This is a genomic window from Virgibacillus natechei, assembly GCF_026013645.1.
Taxonomy (GTDB): Bacteria; Bacillota; Bacilli; order Bacillales; family Amphibacillaceae; genus Virgibacillus_L; species Virgibacillus_L natechei.
Genome location: NZ_CP110224.1, coordinates 2,655,036 through 2,672,426, shown reverse-complemented (window position 1 = coordinate 2,672,426; position 17,391 = coordinate 2,655,036). Strand labels below are relative to the sequence as shown.

The 17,391-nt window shown below is 39.2% G+C and carries 18 protein-coding genes; 14 read left to right on the top strand and 4 right to left on the bottom strand.

Annotation, left to right across the window (positions count from 1 at the left end):
• Nucleotides 1-16: 16 nt before the first annotated feature.
• Nucleotides 17-292: a hypothetical protein gene (locus OLD84_RS13820; RefSeq protein ID WP_209461903.1), complete on the bottom strand. Its 276-nt coding sequence runs from the start codon at nt 290-292 to the stop codon at nt 17-19.
• Nucleotides 293-1,284: 992 nt separating this feature from the next.
• Between OLD84_RS13820 and OLD84_RS13815 the strand changes: the two genes are divergently transcribed.
• The 5 genes from OLD84_RS13815 to OLD84_RS13795 all read left to right on the top strand — a co-directional run bounded on the left by OLD84_RS13815 (nt 1,285) and on the right by OLD84_RS13795 (nt 4,173).
• Nucleotides 1,285-1,557: an MFS transporter gene (locus OLD84_RS13815; RefSeq protein WP_245301696.1), complete on the top strand. Its 273-nt coding sequence runs from the start codon at nt 1,285-1,287 to the stop codon at nt 1,555-1,557.
• A complete protein-coding gene (locus OLD84_RS13810; RefSeq protein ID WP_245301697.1) occupies nt 1,529-2,050 on the top strand; it encodes an MFS transporter in 522 nt (173 codons plus the stop codon). Before OLD84_RS13815 ends, OLD84_RS13810 begins: the two co-directional genes overlap by 29 nt.
• On the top strand, nt 2,031-2,597 hold the full coding sequence (locus OLD84_RS13805; RefSeq protein ID WP_209464555.1) for a TetR/AcrR family transcriptional regulator: 567 nt from the start codon (nt 2,031-2,033) through the stop codon (nt 2,595-2,597). Before OLD84_RS13810 ends, OLD84_RS13805 begins: the two co-directional genes overlap by 20 nt.
• Nucleotides 2,598-2,827: 230 nt before the next feature.
• Nucleotides 2,828-3,601: an SDR family NAD(P)-dependent oxidoreductase gene (locus OLD84_RS13800; RefSeq protein WP_209464556.1), complete on the top strand. Its 774-nt coding sequence runs from the start codon at nt 2,828-2,830 to the stop codon at nt 3,599-3,601.
• Between the two features lie 188 nt (nt 3,602-3,789).
• A complete protein-coding gene (locus OLD84_RS13795) occupies nt 3,790-4,173 on the top strand; it encodes a winged helix-turn-helix transcriptional regulator (protein ID WP_209464557.1) in 384 nt (127 codons plus the stop codon).
• Between the two features lie 664 nt (nt 4,174-4,837).
• Here the strand turns inward: OLD84_RS13795 and OLD84_RS13790 are convergent.
• Entirely contained in the window at nt 4,838-5,695 is an 858-nt protein-coding gene (locus tag OLD84_RS13790) for a CvfB family protein (RefSeq protein ID WP_209464558.1), read from the bottom strand.
• Nucleotides 5,696-6,332: 637 nt separating this feature from the next.
• Here OLD84_RS13790 and speG point away from each other — a divergent pair.
• The 3 genes from speG to OLD84_RS13775 all read left to right on the top strand — a co-directional run bounded on the left by speG (nt 6,333) and on the right by OLD84_RS13775 (nt 9,106).
• The gene (gene speG / locus OLD84_RS13785) at nt 6,333-6,845 is read left to right on the top strand and encodes a spermidine N1-acetyltransferase (RefSeq protein ID WP_209464559.1); all 513 of its coding nucleotides are present in this window, start codon (nt 6,333-6,335) and stop codon (nt 6,843-6,845) included.
• A gap of 26 nt (nt 6,846-6,871) precedes the next feature.
• Complete coding sequence (locus OLD84_RS13780; RefSeq protein ID WP_209464560.1) at nt 6,872-7,768, top strand: AEC family transporter; 897 nt, start codon at nt 6,872-6,874, stop codon at nt 7,766-7,768.
• 546 nt (nt 7,769-8,314) lie between these two features.
• Entirely contained in the window at nt 8,315-9,106 is a 792-nt protein-coding gene (locus OLD84_RS13775) for an SDR family oxidoreductase (protein WP_209464561.1), read from the top strand.
• Nucleotides 9,107-9,297: 191 nt separating this feature from the next.
• Here the strand turns inward: OLD84_RS13775 and ytaF are convergent, their stop codons facing one another.
• Complete coding sequence (ytaF, locus tag OLD84_RS13770; protein WP_209464562.1) at nt 9,298-9,921, bottom strand: sporulation membrane protein YtaF; 624 nt, start codon at nt 9,919-9,921, stop codon at nt 9,298-9,300.
• Between the two features lie 193 nt (nt 9,922-10,114).
• On the opposite strand from ytaF, the gene OLD84_RS13765 reads away from it, so the two are divergent.
• Nucleotides 10,115-12,292, top strand: a complete 2,178-nt coding sequence (locus OLD84_RS13765; RefSeq protein WP_209464563.1) for a DNA topoisomerase III — start codon at nt 10,115-10,117, stop codon at nt 12,290-12,292.
• Nucleotides 12,293-12,494: 202 nt separating this feature from the next.
• Here the strand turns inward: OLD84_RS13765 and OLD84_RS13760 are convergent, their stop codons facing one another.
• Nucleotides 12,495-12,692 carry a DUF2188 domain-containing protein gene (locus tag OLD84_RS13760; RefSeq protein WP_209464564.1) on the bottom strand — a complete coding sequence of 66 codons (198 nt, stop codon included), beginning with the start codon at nt 12,690-12,692 and terminating at the stop codon, nt 12,495-12,497.
• A gap of 181 nt (nt 12,693-12,873) precedes the next feature.
• On the opposite strand from OLD84_RS13760, the gene OLD84_RS13755 reads away from it, so the two are divergent.
• The 5 genes from OLD84_RS13755 (at nt 12,874) to OLD84_RS13735 (ending at nt 17,343) form a co-directional block, all read left to right on the top strand.
• Entirely contained in the window at nt 12,874-13,203 is a 330-nt protein-coding gene (locus OLD84_RS13755; RefSeq protein WP_209464565.1) for a CHY zinc finger protein, read from the top strand.
• Nucleotides 13,204-13,387: 184 nt separating this feature from the next.
• Nucleotides 13,388-13,627, top strand: coding sequence for a ferredoxin family protein (locus OLD84_RS13750; RefSeq protein ID WP_209464566.1), 240 nt, complete (start codon nt 13,388-13,390; stop codon nt 13,625-13,627).
• Between the two features lie 129 nt (nt 13,628-13,756).
• On the top strand, nt 13,757-14,155 hold the full coding sequence (locus tag OLD84_RS13745; protein WP_209464567.1) for a MerR family transcriptional regulator: 399 nt from the start codon (nt 13,757-13,759) through the stop codon (nt 14,153-14,155).
• The gene (locus OLD84_RS13740) at nt 14,152-15,666 is read left to right on the top strand and encodes a class I adenylate-forming enzyme family protein (RefSeq protein ID WP_209464568.1); all 1,515 of its coding nucleotides are present in this window, start codon (nt 14,152-14,154) and stop codon (nt 15,664-15,666) included. Before OLD84_RS13745 ends, OLD84_RS13740 begins: the two co-directional genes overlap by 4 nt.
• 15 nt (nt 15,667-15,681) lie before the next feature.
• Nucleotides 15,682-17,343, top strand: coding sequence for an acyl-CoA dehydrogenase family protein (locus OLD84_RS13735; RefSeq protein ID WP_209464569.1), 1,662 nt, complete (start codon nt 15,682-15,684; stop codon nt 17,341-17,343).
• The last annotated feature ends 48 nt before the right edge of the window (nt 17,344-17,391 follow it).

Here is a 17,391-nt window from a genome sequence, read left to right as displayed (position 1 = left end):
AACCTGGGAACTTTAATTACTGTAATTGTTTAAATATATTCTTATTATTCCTTCGCAATTTCTTTTTAAGTGCTTGGTCCTCCATTAGCCAGTCAGATACAATTTCTCCCCATTTTTCTTCATGCATCATACCCTTTTTAAATGGTGTTTTTTCCTCGGGTAATTGATCTTCATCCGCGTATTTCTTAACGGTTTTCCAAGCAAAACCGGTTCGTTTTACTATTTCATTAATTGATAGTGATTTATTATTACGTAAATTTTTGATATGATTAACTTCAGGCATTGCTAACATCCTTTCACTTACCTCCACCATTAATTTGTTTAGTCGCTATTAACGGTAGGGTATTTTGTTAGGGCTGGCAAGCCTTTTTTATTTGTACAACCTTCTAACATTTTGGTTGCAATACTCTGTACTTTTATTATGCATTAAACATCTATCCAGAAGGCAGAGATAATAAATATCTCCAAAAAGAAGAAAAGAATTTATAAAAATACCTTTGAAAGAGAATGAAAGTGGACCAAGAAAGGAAGAGGTTGTGTTTAGGTGTTGCACCCCAAACATTAGAGGTGAAAACTGATTTTTGGATATTTCTTTTATGGTGTTAAATAATTCATAAATCGAACCAATTCATAACAATGATTAAGCAGGATGTTCTTTCACATATCATGATGTTATCAGAAGTAGTCAATTGTATCTCCTAATAAATAAAATATAAAAGCCTGTCCAAAAAATCATGAAAATGGCTTTGAGACATAGCTTCTTGCTTTATTCAATATCCTTATTAGGTTAAATCCCTGTCTCTATTATAGGCAAAGCTTCAAAGAAATAAATGCATAAAAAATATCATCAATCCTACTAATATTGAGAAATCTAAAATTCCAAGCCATCCACTGACACTTGTCGACAACCCACTTACAAGTAGATAGATTAAAATGAACAATAGCTGTAAATCCAGCAGTTTATTCAACAATTTACGAACTAGAAAGCTTCTACCCAAGAAGCTTCTTTTTTTGATAAATCAGTTGATCCACTCTCAAGAATAAGAATCCTATACTTCTATATATCTCTAGAAATTTATTGAAATAAAAATTAAACTGACCAAAGTCATATTAAATTAATTATAAAATCTAATTTAATAGTGTTGACAACTGACTAAAGTCAGTTATATACTGTGATAGTTGTTCTAAGAACGAACAAATTATCTAGGAGGAAGTTCGAAATGAAACCCGTAACCTAAGGAGCGAAGAGGCGAAGGAATTGGCTATTTTGGGGTCGGGGAAACCGTGGCCATCTCGGTAGGTCCGATGATTGGTATTTTGACGCTGGAATTGTATGATTTCCAGCGATTGTTCTTAGGCGGAATGGCTGTTCTGATACTGGCCGTAATTATGGCGGTCTTTATTAAGAGAACACCCGAAGGAAAGAAAATGGACAAGGAAATCAATGTGAAGATAAAATTTTTCGAGAAACGTGTCCTCTTTCCAGGGCTATTAGTTTTGTTGGTGGGTATCGCTGCAGGGGGGGATTATGTCCTTCTTTTCGCTTTATGCACTTGAACGAGAATTTACACAAGTAGGACTGTTTTTCTTCCTAATTGCTGTGGCCAGTTTCGTTGTCCGTATTGTTTCAGGAAAGTTATTTGATAAATATGGACCAACCATTATTATTATCCTGGGCTCTCTTTTTTCAATCGTAGGGTTACTATTGCTCTATGTAGCGGCTAGTGACGTTATGCTACTGACAGCAGCGGTCTTTTACGGATTTGGATTTGGTGCCATATTACCGGCGATTCAAACTTGGTGTTTGAACCTAGTAGGAGAACATGAACATGAGGATGCCACGGCCACCTTCTTTAATTTCTTTGATTTAGGGATCGGGGGAGGTTCATTAATTCTCGGATTGGCAGTTGTTGCGACCGATTCCTATCAAGTTATCTATATCATCGCTATGCTAATTTACGTTGTACTTCTGGTTATTTATATGGTTCACTTGATTGTGAAAAGAAAATCAGTGAAATATGGAGGTAATAATGTCCAAACAAATAATTAAGCAAGCAGCAATCAATCAGTTCCACAGATATGGGTATGAAGGTGTCAAAATGGCTCAGGTTGCCACAGAGGCAGGTATGAGAAAACAGTCAATCTACTACCATTATCCAACCAAAAGAGACTTGTTTACTGAACTCTACGACGAAGTGATTGAAGAAGAAATTAAATTTATACAAGCATATTTTAAAGATCAACCGGATGTTACTTCCAAGGAGTTGCTTTATCGTTTCTTAAAGGAAATAAAAAGACGGACAAGTGAAAATACCACTGTCGATTTTCTACATTTAATGTCGTATTCACCGCCTATGGAAATCGACACATTTGTGGCTTCCCGGTATTTGACCAACTTCAATGTATTTAAGAACGAAGTGAGAAAAGTGTTTGAAAAAGAAGCATTCACTTCAGGGGCAGAAGAATGTACCCTTGGTTATGTCACGCTTTTTGATGGTTTGATTGTTCATCTTTTTTATAATACTGGCCAATCTTATGAACACTCACTAGATGCTTCATTTGAAATATTTTGGAAAGGTATTAGTTGTACAGAATAGTTATGGTCGACACCTAAACGATTCAATTGAAATTGGTAGGTCATTACATGAATTTATTACTGTTACTGTTGCTGGGATTCATGATAAGTTAAATAAAGTTTGAATAAAAGTTGTCCAGCAGCTTTTTGTTGCTGCACCTTCTTATTTCAATGATTAGTATGCAAAATAGTAAAATAGGTCCAGACTTTATTAAGTAAGATTGTTTAACTCAATTAAAAGGAGTGTTAGGAATGTATTTTGATTTAACTGGTAAAGTTGCTTTTGTAGTAGGTACTGCCCAAGGTATGGGTGAAGGTGTATTGCGCCGTTTCGTCGGAGCTGGCGCCTATGTAATCGGTACAGACATCAAGGCAGAACTTGGACAGGAAGTTGCCGACAGTCTTCCTGGAAAATGCGAATTTCATCAGCTTGATGTCACTGACGAGATGGCCGTAAAGTCGATTATGGAGAACGTCAAAGAAAAACACGGGCGCATTGATATTTTGGTTAACTGTGCGGGCACTATAACTCCTGAAATTCCTGTAGAGGATTTGGAAATGAAAGATGTACGCAAAGTAATGGATGTCAATTACTTCGGAACATTCCATACTATTAAATATGCATTGCCGATTATGCCGGATAAATCAGCCATCGTTAACACCAGCTCACTTGGTGATATCGCGGCCATGCCGGGATATGGTGCTTATGGACCATCTAAAGCAGCCATCACCAATTTGACCAAGACTGTAGCTATGGAACAAGCTCATCGTGGACTACGCTGCAATTGTATCTCCCCAGGCTCTATGAATACGCCGATGCTTTACGCAGAAGGTGTTGAGACTGAGGTTAAGGTTGCAAAATACGCTTGGCCTTTAGGACGATTCATGGAGCCAGAAGAGGCTGTCGCTATTATTCATGCTTTGTCTGCGGATGACTGTTTGTACCTCACTGGCCAAAACATTATTATTGACGGTGGTTACATGGCTGGTACAAGTCCTGCTGGATTGGCGAAGTGGGCTGAATAACTTTCAGAGTTACTGAATAAATGGTTTGTTAACAAATTGCTTACATTTGTCTTCTTGTCTATGCCAATACAAAGGGAACTATAGTAAGTTAAAACCCTCTTCCTTTATTGAAGGGGGTTTAATTTGTCTTGTGTTTTAGAGAGAGGATTATTTAACTAAGTGTTATAGGAAAGAAGGGCGATGGTAAAATGGCTGAAACGCTTAGGGATAGTATCAGAAAACGTCTAGAAAATGGGGATTACCATTGTGCTAAAGAGTTTACACTGTCAATGTTCAGCGGCAAATGGAAAGTGGTTATTTTATATCATTTAGGGGTCGATGGCGCTACTAGATATAGTGATTTAGAACGTCTATTTACAGATATATCCCATAAAACTTTATCAAACCAACTAAAAGAACTGAGGAAAGATGGGTTAATTGCTCGGAAAGTGTATCCTGTTTCTCCACCACAAGTTGAATATTATATAACAGAATTGGGCTTTACTCTCCTACCTATTATAGAAATGATGTATGAATGGGGAAGAACTAGAATCGATCAACTGAAAGCTGAAAGTGAACCAAAAGATAAGTAGTACGACTTTAAATTATATTACTTCTAAATACAAAATCATGGAGTCATTGGAAACTGAACATCAAAAAGTGGATACTTTACTTTTAAAAAGGTTTCCTAATTTAAAGGGTTTTCTGAAATCAAAATTCAATATCTAAATTACAATTACAAACGTTGGCTTATTAGAAGTTGACGGTATGTAAAGAGGGAGAGGCGGACTCCAGCCGAAGCGTTCGCAAAATTTGTTGGTGTTGGGGCCTAGGCCCCAACACCAACAAATTACAGGAAAACCTTATATAGCGGTTTCACAAAGGGTGTTGCATTTACTATTGCAATTTAGGCTCTATTTTCATTCAACAAATATCCTTCAACCTACTGTGACTTTTAAAAAGTCACAAAAAAGTAACTAAAAAGATGTTCATCAATGAAAGGATACGAATATTTGTTCTTGGCTTCCGTTATCTTGGATCGGTATATGTAGTAAAAAAAAGCAGTAGCGAATATAGCAACAGGAGTTTGGTATATGGGCGTCATGATGTAAGTTGCCGTTCCAACCCTTGATATATAAGGACTATTTAGTGATTTACTAACAAAATGCTAACATAATGTTTAAATTTGAGACTTCTCATTTAGTTTTTTTATGCGCAAAAAAAGCCACAGATTTTCGTTGCTCTGTGGCTTTAAAATTATTTTTTTATGTGCGTATTTCCATTATGCTGTTCGATTTTTCCTTCTTTCATCAGCTTTCCGAGCGCGCGTTTGAAAGCTGCTTTACTGATGTTAAATGTTTCGCGAATATCTTCTGGATCACTTTTGTCGTTGAACGGGATTTCCCCGCCATTTTCCTCGAGGTGGGCTAGGATAGCGGCAGCATCTTCCTCCATGCTGTCCTTTTTAAGTGGTCTAAGTGAAACATTCAGTGTTCCATCGTCTTTCACTACGATCACACGTCCATGTACATACTCTCCAAGCCGTGGTTCCTCTTTTCGTTCGGTATGATGGATGAAACCGCGATAATCATCTTTTGATAAAAAGGCGGAACCTTCTCTGTTCGTATGATAAACATGGCCGCTAATAGGTTGGTTCAGCAATTCATCTGGTGCAAGTTCAACTTCTCTTGCAATAATTCCTTCCGTTGCCGGGAGAGCAAGCAAACGCCCTTTTTGATCTTTTCCCAGTGTGACGAATAGCTTGTCTCCTGCTTTTGGCCAAACTGTTTCAAATAACGGCAGGTCATCTACGGATACAAGCATCTCCAACCCAATGCCAATTTTGACAAAGGCTCCTAATTTTGGAACGACTTCGGTAACCTCTGCCCAATCGTATTCATCCATTCTAATAGCTGGTAATTGGGTGGTTGCTATAACGAGGCCTTTTTTATCATTGTATAAGAAGACGTCTACGTCCTGATCGACCTCCAATTCATGCTCCGTTTCATTATGATGGAGCAGCGCTTCCTCCATACCTTTTTTCAACACATAGCCTGTGTCAATTTTACGTAATACCGTCATTGTTTGAATCGTTCCAAGTGGTAAATGAGTCATTTTTAAACCTTCTTTCATTCATTATTCATGGGATTTACGTGGTGTGTGGTATGTCGCTCCCATTGGAGTTGCTTTTCATTCATATGTATTGGAAAAGGGGTACTCTTACTATAAGAGTACCCCTTTGATTTCAAAAGTAACACATAAGTTTTTATTTTATTTTAATCCCGTTTAATTCGGGTGGGAAATTTCATTTATGTGCATACGTGTAACTAAGGGTTTGCTGTACAAGCATGCACTCCAAAGTATAAGGGTTTCTAATAATGCAAAGAACGCTTTCTAAGAATCCTTTAACAAAACCCAAGCTGTCTAAAATTTCACTTTAACCGCGGTACATGTTCCACTGGGTGTTCTCTAACTTAAGCAACGTAAGCCCTACCTGCTCTTACGTCCTTGCGACCCCTAAGCCGCGCCAGTGTGAATAAGCATCTTTAAAAACATTACGTAGAATGCCAGATATACTTATTTGTTACTTCATTTGTTTAACTTAAGTATTGTCTCACATATCGTTTCGTTTGTCAACTTATACGAAGTACTTTTCAAAACGACCTTTCTAAATGAATCGCTTTGAGCATCCTTCTGTAAATGTGCTATTATTGATAAAAGAATGAGATTTTTTCGGAGGTGTTTGTAATTTATGGATGAAGCAGTTGGACTTCGAACGTTGGAAAAGGATGACTTAGAATTCTTGCATACGTTATATAATAATGGTGAGGTTATGTCTTACTGGTTTGAGGAACCTTATAAATCATTAGCAGAGTTGCAAGATTCGTACGATAAAAATATGTCCAATCCACATGAGAGACGATTTATTTTGAAAAAAGGGGAGGAAAAGCTCGGCTTGGTAGAGTTGGCTTCGATTGATTATGTTCATCGAAAAGCAGAATTTACAATTATGATCGATCCAGTTCAGCAAGGGAATGGGTATGCGATTACAGCTACCCAGCTGGCAATGAACTATGCTTTTTCAAACTTAAATTTACATAAGCTTTATTTGGTTGTCGATCAAATAAATGAAAAGGCTATTCATATTTATAGAAAGGCTGGATTTGAGGTGGAAGCCGAATTAAAGGATGAGTTTTTTGTGAAAGGTGCTTATCATAATGCGGTTATCATGTCTATTTTTCAGGACGATTTTTATAAAGCATAAAAGCATAAGGTATTGGGGATGTCATCATGAGTTTGTTTTTTAATGTAATTTTACCAATCATTGCTGTATTTACGGCAGGGTTTATTTTGCAGCGAGTCCGAGTAATGGATGTAAAATCGGTTTCAACTATAACATTATATATTTTGACTCCTGCACTTGTATTTACTTCTCTATATGACGCTGAATTTGATAAGGGTTATATGATTATTGTTATTTATATGCTTGTTTTATTTTTCTTCATGGTAGTGATCAATAAAATTCTTGCTCGACTATTCAAGTGGGGGCCTTCCATTGAGAGTGCAGCGATTCTATCAACAGGTTTTATGAATTCAGGAAATTACGGACTACCTGTTGTGCTGTTCAGTTTGGGGAATGCGGCGTTACCTTATGCAGTATTTATTATGATTGTGCAATCATTAATGAATAATTTTTTCGGAATATATTACGCTTCACGCAGCACAAGTGGAATCAAGCGTGCCTTTAAAAATGTGTTAAAAATGCCTACTACCTATGCAGCGCTCCTGGCATTTATTTTTCAGTATTTTTCACTCGGACCACTGCCTGACTCGATTCATTCCACATTAGCAATGGTCGGGGATGCAGCAATCCCAGTAATGATGATCATGCTTGGAATGCAACTCGCATCGATTACATCCATCAATCTAAATTGGCAGGTCATCACATCTTCTGTAATATTGAAAATGGCAGTGTCTCCGGTGATCGGATTTGGATTTGTTTATTTATTGGGCTTGGATCCATTAATTGGGTCGGTTATAATCATTATTTCTGCAATGCCTACTGCAGCAACAACGACCATGTATGCCATTGAATTTGATACAGAACCAGAACTGGTCTCCAGTATTACATTGGTCGCAACACTTGTTAGTATTGTCTCAATTACGATCTTATTGAATATCGTATAAGTAGCTGTTACCTCTCCTGTCTTGTAGACAACTCGAGTGTGTCCTTTTCTTCAGGCGTTTGAGCATTCTAGTCAAGGGCTTGTATGTTTTTATTTCCGGGCTTTGGGGTATAGTTGTTGATAGATGTCTGGCTAACCGTGGGTCAAGCCCGCGTAAGTTCGGTTGGTTTTTTATAACGTATAACTTAAAGCCTACTAGCCTCATGAAAGGATGAATGAAATGTTGCGAACAATATTAATGGTGATTGGTGCAATTGTAGTAATAGGTTGGATCCTGTCCCTCTTATAATATAAGTTTTTCTACTGCTCAGTGGCTAAAACCATCACGTCCTGGGGCTGCGCGTAAATGCTCGCCCCACCGAAACCATTTGGGGCTGCGCGTAAATGCTCGCCCCACCGAAACCATTTGGGACTGCGCGTAAATGCTCGTCCCATCGAAAACACTTGTGCGTCGTAAGTGCAACTAACTTTGTAAAAACCGAAATCTCCCTTATTATGGTAATAGGAGTAGATTTCGTTTTTTATTATGAAGAAGGAGTGTATAAGGATGGATCTTGATTTAAAAGGTAAGTCAGTAGTTATTACAGCTGCCAGCAAAGGGCTTGGCAAAGCAGTCGCGACAGAATTTGCACATGAAGGAGCACATGTCTTAATTAGCAGCCGTAATGCGGATACCTTACAGCAAACGGTGAAAGAGATAAAACAAGAAACAGGGAATGAGAATGTTGATTATGCAACATGCGATATGAAAGATGCGCAGGAAATTAAGGGATTGGTAGAAAAAGCCGTAGAATGGAATGGAACGGTTGACGTACTAATTAACAATGCTGGTGGACCACCGGCAGGAAAATTTATCGATATGGAAGATGAGGATTGGTATCATGCATTTGAGTTAAACTTGCTTAGTTTTATTCGGTCAACGCGAGAAGTTATTCCATATATGAAAGAACAAAAACGAGGACATATTGTCAATCTTGCTTCATCTTCCATTAAACAGACACTAGATAACTTAGCCCTTTCTAATACGATGCGCCCAGGAATCGTTGGAATGGCGAAATCATTATCACAGGAAGTAGGCGAAGACAATATCTTGGTTAATACGGTTGGTCCGGGAACAATTGAAACAGATCGAATCATGGAATTGAACCAGGTCAGTGCAGATAAAAGCGATTCGTCTCCTGAAGCTATTAAACAAGAGGCGGAACAAGCAATCCCAATGAACCGCTACGGGCAGCCTCATGAATTTGCTAAAGCAATTGTATTTTTAGCATCTGGTGCGAATACCTATATAACAGGCCAATCGCTGATCGTTGATGGAGGGCTTGTCAAAGCTTTGTAGGCAATAGGGAAGTTTAATTGTATATCTAAGAAATCTTTAACGAATGCCACGTTTTACAAGGGTGTTCAAGAAACTACCAAATAGGAGGCGAATAGCTTCGTCTCCTATTTGGTAGTCATGTCTATATACGATGAAATTCTCTGAAATTACAACAGAGACTTCCACTCGGCAATTTTTTAAAAAGCGTATTATCACGATACAATATTAAAAATCCCAAGGGCTATTAACAAGAGTGGTGGGATATAAGTCATGCGTTTCAGGTATCTATTTTTGGATAAAAATATACCTGTTTTAATGCCACAAAATACAAATGATCCACTCATCAAAGCGATAAGAACTGCGGTTAAAATTGGTGAATATCCAAGCATTGCTGCTCCAATACCAGCACCAAAAGCATCTAGCGCAAGTGCAGAACCAAGTAATACCGCTTCATTGGCTGAAATGGTTCCAGAACGGTCCAAGTCAGCTTTGTCTGGTGTCGTAAGAACGGTTGAGATAGTGTTCTGTCTTTTCTCGGTTGAACTAGATTCCACCTCCGCTTCACGTCTTGGTCTACTAATGTTATATAAAGAAAAACAACCTATTGAAATTAAGATAAATCCCCCAAGCATTTCTGCTATATTAGGTGAAATAAATGAACTAATTATATTTCCGATTGTCATTGCTACTAAAACCATAATACCAGAACATAGCATAATGATTAACAAGGCAATAAGTGGAACTCGTATTCTTCGCATTCCGTACGTAACACCGACCCCGAACCCATCGAGGCTAACAGCAATTACTAAGAATAATAACCCTGTATAAAAAAGCATAGTACCCAGTCCTTTGCTACATTTCTAGGTTCATTGTATGGAAAGGCGCTGGGAAACGTGAGTGTACAAATCAATAAATATTTTTTAACCCTAAATGGTATGAGACGTCTCATATCCCCCCTAAATGAAAGAATATAAACTTTATGGTAAAGTATACATAGATGGTTTTTAATGAGAGAGAGGATTTTCAAGGATGAGTAAAACAGTAGTATTAGCAGAAAAGCCTTCCGTTGGGCGTGATATTGCCCGAGTCCTAAAATGTAATCAAAAAGGCAATGGGTATATGGAAGGATCAAACTATATTGTGACATGGGCGCTCGGTCATTTAGTTACATTGGCAGACCCTGAGACATATGATGAAAAATACAAAACATGGAAATTGGAAGACTTGCCAATGTTGCCAGACGAATTAAATTTAGTCGTGATTAAGAAGACAGGAAAGCAGTTTAATTCGGTGAAAACACAACTTAATCGTAAAGATGTGAGCGAGGTTGTCATTGCGACAGATGCAGGCCGTGAAGGGGAGCTAGTTGCACGTTGGATTTTAAAAAAAGCTCGTAATCATAAGCCGGTGAAACGTTTATGGATTTCATCCGTTACCGATAAAGCGATCCGAGATGGATTTAATAAGCTTAAGCCTGGTAAGCAATACGAAAATTTATATGCCTCTGCGGTCGCTCGTTCAGAAGCGGATTGGTATGTTGGGTTAAATGCAACCCGCGCACTGACAACGAAATTCAATGCACAGCTGTCAACTGGTCGCGTACAGACACCAACTCTAGCCATGATTGCGAAGCGGGAGAAGGAAATCAAGGAATTTAAACCCCAGAAATTTTACGGAATTCAAGCGAAGACAGATAAAGGCTTTACCTTAACATGGCAGGATGCGAAAAATAATAGCCGTATATTCTCGAGAGACCGGGCAGATACTCTGCTTCAGCAGTTAAAAAGTAAACCTGCTAAAGTCGTCGATGTAAATAAATCGTACAAAAAGAAACATGCACCGCAGCTCTATGATTTAACAGAATTACAACGGGATGCGAACCGGATTTTCAATTATTCGGCAAAACAAACGTTATCTATCATGCAAAAGCTTTATGAACAGCATAAAGTATTGACCTATCCGCGTAGTGATTCGCGGGTGATTTCATCCGACATTGTTCCAACATTGAAAGACCGCGTGAAGGCGTGTGGGGTAGATCAGTATGCAAAAGCTGCAACGATGATTATGAAAAAAGATATAAAAAAATTGCCAAAATCTGTGGTGGATGATGCTAAAGTTTCAGACCACCATGCCATCATCCCAACAGAGCAGCATGTTATTTTAAATGACTTAGATGATAAAGAAAGGAAAATTTACGATCTTGTTGTGAAACGATTTCTTGCTGTATTATCGGATCCGTATGAATATGAACAGACCCAAATTACGGCTCAAGTCGATAATGAACGCTTTGTAGCGAAAGGGAAAATTGTGAAAAAGCAGGGTTGGAAGGAAATCTATAATAATCGTTATCAAGATGATGATGATCGTGATGATCAGCGGCTACCAGTTGTGGAGAAAGGCGACGTGTTTTCGAATTTGCGTGTGTCCATGACGAATGGAGAAACCAAACCACCAGAACGTTTTACAGAAGGTGGGTTATTGCAAGCGATGGAAAATCCAGCACGCTATATGAGTTCGGATGAGAAGCATTTAGCTGGTAGCCTCAATCAATCTGGAGGACTTGGAACAGTTGCCACACGAGCTGATATTATCGAGAAGCTTTTCAATAGCATGTCCATGGAAATGAAAGGGAAGCATATTTTCTTAACGTCAAAAGGACGTCAACTACTGGATTTGGTTCCAGAAGATTTGCGGTCCCCAGCTTTAACAGCAGAATGGGAAGAAAAACTTGGCCAGATTGCAGAAGGTAAGCTGGATAAAAAACGTTTTATATCCGAAATGAAGACGTATGCAGATGAAGTCGTTAAGGAAATAAAAAATAGTGATGATAACTTCAAACATGATAACATGACGGGGACCAAGTGTCCGAATTGTGGCAAGCACATGTTGGAAATCAATAATAAAAAAGGGCGCATGCTTGTTTGTCAGGATCGTTCTTGCGGACATAAAAAGAATATTGCCAAACAAACGAATGCACGTTGTCCGAACTGTCATAAGCGTCTGGAATTGCGTGGTGAAGGGGAAGGGCAAATGTTCATGTGCAAATGTGGACATCGAGAAAAGCTCTCCACCTTTGAAAAACGCAAGAAACAGGAGCAAAAGCATAAAGTTTCAAAAGGGGATGTAAAGAAATACTTGAACAAGCAGGATGATGGTTTTAAGAATAATGCAATGGCTGAGCAACTGGCGAAATTGAAAAATAAGTAATCGAAGAATAAAAGTAAGGACGCCATGATTTCCTGTAACGGATACAGTTTTGGGAGAGAAAAATGCTTTTACCAAAATGGCAGTATAAGTAAAAACGCTCAGATGGATTCTGAGCGTTTTTAAAATGTCATCATATAACTAGGTATAAAAGTGAGGTACCAATCGGCGTGCGAGTTGTACCTCTACTTGTATTGATTCTTTTCTAATATTGTTTTTCTTCTATTATCATATGATCCTTGTCCAATATTTGTACTTTACTGGGGCTTTTTTTCTTGGCCATTTCTTCTGCTGCTGAGATGGCAGCATCTTTGGATAAATATTCCTCTTCTGGTGCAACATCTTCTAATTTAACAAACCAGCCTGAAACATCAGCATTTGGTGCTACACTATATGTTTTCATGTAAAAAACTCCTTTATCGTCTGTATATTATTATGTTCCCAAATGAATAGCTAGTAAAACATGGTGGTTATATACAATAATGGTAGTCTTCAGTATAATGTTAGTAGCAGAATTTTTCTTCTTGGAAATACCAATCGATCCTGGGGTAGGCACATATTTATAGAAAAAGGAGTTGGTTGACATGGAGATTCATGGTAAGCAAGTTAAAGGTGCAATGGACGGGGAGACACGTTGCGGGCATTATCATCAGGCAAATGATCGGATTGCCATTAAATTTTATTGTTGCCAGGAATATTTTCCGTGTTATCAATGCCATGAGGCGTATGGCTGTGGAGTCATTCAGGTCTGGCCCCGTGAGAGATTTGATCAGCAGGCGATCTTATGTGGGGGATGTGGAACGGAACTGACGATCAATGATTATTTAGCGAGCGGTAATAGTTGTCCTTCCTGCGGGGTATCATTTAATCCCGGTTGCGCACTGCATTATCATTTATATTTTGAAAAAAGTTAAGCAAGCTGTTTACTTGCAATGCTTACCTCATGTATCATTAAATAGAAGTAGAATCTTTTGTTCGCAGATAAAAAAGTATAAAAACTTTCTTACTGCATATTGTGGGCTTTGGCTATCGACATAAAGCTTGGCGATAACCAAGTCTTCTAAACTTTGTTAAAGGATATAAGGGAGGTAATCATAGATGGCTTTTGTGATTTTGGATCCATGTGGCCCAGAGAAGTCAGCTGAGTGTGTAAGTGTATGCCCGGTTGACTGTATCGAAGAGGGAGCAGACCAGTTCTACATAGACCCAGATGTATGTATAGATTGCGGGGCATGTAAAGCGGTTTGTCCGGTCGATGCAATTGAAGAAGAATATGATTTGTCACCTGATCAGGAAGTGTTCCTGGATAAGGCTGAGGAGTTTTTTGCAAATAGATAGATTGAAAGGTAAGGCTGTCTTAATTTTGATTAAGGCAGCCTTGTTTTTTTATAATATGGGTTGTAGTTGACGTTAACGTTAATGATAAACTATTGTTGTTAGAAAATTTGCTAACGAAGGTGATTGCAAATGGATAAAAAGGAGACCTATTCGATATCAGAGCTTGCATCACATTTTGCTGTTTCTACACGAACGATCCGTTATTATGAGGAGATTGGTTTACTGAATCCAGTGCGTAGTGAGGGTGGGCAGCGGATTTTTACCAAAAAAGAGAAGATTCGTCTCAAGCTAGTATTTCGTGGGAAAAAATATGGTTTCAGTTTAGAAGAAATACGGGAAATGATTAAGCTATTTGATCAGGATCCATCGGGAAAACAACAGCTTGAACGAACCATCGAATATGGCCAGCAAAAGATGAGAGAGGTGACGCATCGGATTGATGATTTAGTCCTGATTCGTTCAGAGATGGAATGGCTGATCGAGGATTTTCAAACCAAATTAAAAGAATTGGAGTGTGAAAATGAATGAATATACCTAATTTGCTTGCAAGCCAGTCGAGAAAATTTCCAAATCATGAAGGGATCATAACCCCTTCGGAGCGTATTACGTACATGGAATGGGATAGGACAGTCAATCAATTGGCAGATAGTTTACTGAAGCGTGGTGTTACGAAAGGGGATAAAGTGATCCTCCATATGCCGAATACGAAGGAATTTTTATATACGTATTTTGCCGTTCAGCGCATAGGAGCACTGATTGTTCCGATTAATGCTAAGCTTGTTCATCAGGAAATAATGTATATTTTAAATCACAGTGACGCCAAGGTGTTTATTACACATGATTTATTATTTGAACAGGTGAAAGGGATGCCGAAAACTGGTGATCTCCTATATGTGAAAACTGGAGAGGTTGATGGTGACTGGCTTTCGTTTGAAAAATTAATAACGGAAGGATCGCCAGCTGAAATCCGCTGTGAATTAACAGAGGATGATGAGGCCTCCTTACTGTATACATCTGGAACAACTGGTGCTCCAAAGGGTGTTGTCTTCACGTATCGGAGTATTTTAACCGTAGCAACGATGATTTGTATTGAAATGTCAATGAAGCCGGAGAGCAGGGTGCTGCATATGATGCCGCTTAGTCATTCAGCGCAATTGCATTTATTCATGATTGCAGGGACATATGTTGGCGCGACACACGTACTTGTGCCGACATTTACACCTGATTTACTACTGGAAACTGTCGAAAAGGAAAAAACAACACATTTTTTTGGTGCACCTGTCGCCTATCTTGGCAGTGCCAAGCATCCGAAGATCAGAACGCACGATTTAACCTCAATGGAATATTGGGTATATGGCGGTGCGCCTCTGGGAGAACAGGAAGTACTATTTATAAAAGAAAAATTTTCAACCGATAGACTAATGTGTGTATATGGACTGACAGAAGCTGGACCAAATGGCACATTATTAGGCTTTGATGATCAGGATAAGAAGGCGGGAAGTATCGGAAAACGCCCAGCACTGAATTGTGAAATTAGGTTGGTGAATGAAGACGAGGAAGATGTAAGTCAAGGCGAGGTTGGAGAAATTATTCTGCGTGGGGAGGGGAATATGAAAGGTTATTATAAGGATCCAGAAAAAACGCAGGAATCGCTTCGGGGAGATTGGTTGTATACAGGTGATATGGCGAAGCAGGATGAAGACGGATTTTACTGGGTGGTCGACCGAAAAAAGGATGTAATCATATCTGGTGGTGTAAATATTTTTCCACAAGAAATTGAGAATATATTAAACAACCATCCGCAGATTAGCGATGTGGCTATTGTTGGTGTTCCTAATCCGGACTGGGGTGAAACAGTGAAAGCATATGTGGTAATGGAGGGTGAAATAGAGAATTTAGCAGACACATGCAGGGAGTTTTTAAAAGGCAAGGTAGCAGATTTCAAGATTCCTAGGATTTACGAACAATTGGAAGCGCTTCCTAGGAATGCAACAGGAAAATTACTAAAAAATCAGCTGCGTGAGCGTGTCGAACAATAAGGAAGGAGGGGAACAATGTCAAACTTCTACAATGAGGATCCTAATCTGAAGCGATTACTTAAAGAAATGCTACCTGCTGATTTTTACAAGTGGGCAGATAACGAATTAGAGGCGTTTGGAACATTGACTGCCGGGCCAATTGACGAGCGAGCGGTGCACACAGACCGGGAAGGCCAGCCGCAGCTGATCCGTTATGACAAAATGGGAAATGAAGTGTCACAGGTCTTGCTGAATGAAGGATATAAAAAGACGGTGGAAGAGACGTACAATGCAGGAATTGTCGGGTACATCCACAAGGAAATTCCTGCACTGGGCTATAAGGGGAATTATGTGTATTCTTTCGCGCAAGGGTATTTGCTTTCCCATGCAGAGCCTGGATTTTACTGTCCGGTTACGCTCTCCATGGCGACTGCTTATTTAATCGATCACTATGCTTCAGATGATTTGAAACAGGAATTTTTGCCACATGTACTTGCAACAGGTGATGTTGAGCTCTATGAAGGGGCGACTCTTTTAACTGAGCGGCAGGGTGGTTCAGATGTTGGGGCTAATGAAGTGGAAGCTGTAAAAGAAGGCGAATATTACCGAATTACCGGAGAAAAATATTTTGCCAGTAATGCGGGTGCTTGTGGTGTTGCAATGGTACTCGCACGACTGGAGGGGGCACCTGAAGGAACGAGAGGGTTGAGTCTCTTTCTTGTACCATGGGAGGAAAATAGAGCTGCGGGGCAACTCCGGATTCGGCGGCTAAAAGATAAATTAGGCGTGCGGGCTGTGCCTTCAGCCGAAGTGGAATTTGAAGGAGCGAAAGGTTATCTGGTTGGTGAAGCCAATAACGGGTTCTCCTATATGATTGAAGCTTTGAACCTTTCACGAGTCAGTAATGCTGTAGCCTCCCTAGGAATCATGCGCCGGGCTTATTTGGAAGCAAAGTCCTATGCGACGGATCGTGTAACTTTCGGCAATAAGCTGACAATGTATCCAATGGTACAAGCAACTTTAAGTGAAATGGCGGCGAAACAAGAGGTGGAAATGAATGCCATGTTTGAAGTAATTGGATTGATGGATTTAGTGATGGGACTGAAAACAAAGGTGGAAAGATCTGAGAAAGATCAAATACTATTCCGCTTATATGTTGCTATTATGAAAAAGGAAACTGCGGAACAGGCCATTCACTTTTCCCATGAAGCGATTGAAATGCATGGAGGTAACGGGTACATTGAGGACTTCGTCACCCCACGTTTGTTGCGTGATGCCCAGGTATTGACTGTTTGGGAAGGAACGGCTAATATTTTAGGACTGGAAGTGTTGCGCTTGGTGGGGAAATATCAGGCTGCTGAACTTTTTGAAGCAGAGATGAAGGTAAGGCTGGCAAAAATTGCGGATGAAGCATTAAAGTCTTGGGTGAAAGTTGTTGAATTAGAAATACTTAAATTGATGGAAACCATTGGTTCGGTAAAAGAGCTTTCTCGGAATCTGCAAACCTATTATAGCAAGGAAATTGCCAAACGAATGGCTGATATTTTTGAAAGTGTCGTTGCGCTTGAGATGAGTAATACAGAGGGAAGCAGGGATAAGGCAGTTGCCGCTGTATATTTACAGTCACTTTGGAAGAAGGATGAATTTCAGAAGGAGCCAGTGACGCTGGAAAAGTTTAGCGAAATTGTTGGAGAGTGAATGAGATAAATAAAATATCCTCGTAATACTATACTACTTGTGAGGTAT

Excerpts from the sequence above, each read along its gene's own strand:
- OLD84_RS13735 (WP_209464569.1), top strand. The coding sequence starts at position 15,682 with ATGTCAAACTTCTACAATGAGGATCCTAATCTGAAGCGATTACTTAAA.
- OLD84_RS13780 (WP_209464560.1), top strand. The coding sequence starts at position 6,872 with ATGAGTTTGTTTTTTAATGTAATTTTACCAATCATTGCTGTATTTACG.
- OLD84_RS13810 (WP_245301697.1), top strand. The coding sequence starts at position 1,529 with ATGTCCTTCTTTTCGCTTTATGCACTTGAACGAGAATTTACACAAGTA.
- OLD84_RS13755 (WP_209464565.1), top strand. The coding sequence starts at position 12,874 with ATGGAGATTCATGGTAAGCAAGTTAAAGGTGCAATGGACGGGGAGACA.
- OLD84_RS13740 (WP_209464568.1), top strand. The coding sequence starts at position 14,152 with ATGAATATACCTAATTTGCTTGCAAGCCAGTCGAGAAAATTTCCAAAT.
- OLD84_RS13800 (WP_209464556.1), top strand. The coding sequence starts at position 2,828 with ATGTATTTTGATTTAACTGGTAAAGTTGCTTTTGTAGTAGGTACTGCC.
- OLD84_RS13765 (WP_209464563.1), top strand. The coding sequence starts at position 10,115 with ATGAGTAAAACAGTAGTATTAGCAGAAAAGCCTTCCGTTGGGCGTGAT.
- OLD84_RS13760 (WP_209464564.1), bottom strand. The coding sequence starts at position 12,692 with ATGAAAACATATAGTGTAGCACCAAATGCTGATGTTTCAGGCTGGTTT.
- OLD84_RS13795 (WP_209464557.1), top strand. The coding sequence starts at position 3,790 with ATGGCTGAAACGCTTAGGGATAGTATCAGAAAACGTCTAGAAAATGGG.
- OLD84_RS13820 (WP_209461903.1), bottom strand. The coding sequence starts at position 292 with ATGTTAGCAATGCCTGAAGTTAATCATATCAAAAATTTACGTAATAAT.
- ytaF (WP_209464562.1), bottom strand. The coding sequence starts at position 9,921 with ATGCTTTTTTATACAGGGTTATTATTCTTAGTAATTGCTGTTAGCCTC.
- OLD84_RS13750 (WP_209464566.1), top strand. The coding sequence starts at position 13,388 with ATGGCTTTTGTGATTTTGGATCCATGTGGCCCAGAGAAGTCAGCTGAG.
- speG (WP_209464559.1), top strand. The coding sequence starts at position 6,333 with ATGGATGAAGCAGTTGGACTTCGAACGTTGGAAAAGGATGACTTAGAA.
- OLD84_RS13745 (WP_209464567.1), top strand. The coding sequence starts at position 13,757 with ATGGATAAAAAGGAGACCTATTCGATATCAGAGCTTGCATCACATTTT.
- OLD84_RS13805 (WP_209464555.1), top strand. The coding sequence starts at position 2,031 with ATGTCCAAACAAATAATTAAGCAAGCAGCAATCAATCAGTTCCACAGA.
- OLD84_RS13775 (WP_209464561.1), top strand. The coding sequence starts at position 8,315 with ATGGATCTTGATTTAAAAGGTAAGTCAGTAGTTATTACAGCTGCCAGC.
- OLD84_RS13790 (WP_209464558.1), bottom strand. The coding sequence starts at position 5,695 with ATGACTCATTTACCACTTGGAACGATTCAAACAATGACGGTATTACGT.